This window comes from Streptomyces otsuchiensis (assembly GCF_004305975.1).
GTDB lineage: Bacteria > Actinomycetota > Actinomycetes > Streptomycetales > Streptomycetaceae > Streptomyces > Streptomyces otsuchiensis.
On record NZ_BHZI01000650.1, the window covers coordinates 1 to 286 of the forward strand.

A 286-nucleotide genomic window follows, 5' to 3' on the forward strand; every position below is an offset into this window, starting at 1 on the left:
CAGCCGTACCCCACCCGGCGGAGCACCGCCCCGGCGCGCACGCGTCCGCCGCGAGCGTGCCGGAGGCGCCGCCGGTGCCCGGTGGTTCCGCGATGGCACCGCACACCTCGCCCCACGGCTCCGACTCCCCGGGCCCGGCGGGCATCCCCGCGCCGTCGGCGGGGCGCGACGCCCTCGCGGGGCGGCCCGTCCGGCGGGTGCTGCCCGCGCTGCCGGGACGTCGGACCCGCTCGCCGGAGAGCCCGGGCGCGCGGCGCGCCGACCCGGTTCCGCCACCCCTGTTGCC

General features: G+C 83.6%; 1 pseudogene. It reads left to right on the top strand.

Features of this window, described 5'->3' with window-relative positions:
• Positions 1 to 92: 92 nt before the first annotated feature.
• Positions 93 to 286, top strand: a pseudogene (locus E0D90_RS28220) (hypothetical protein); the annotation flags it as partial.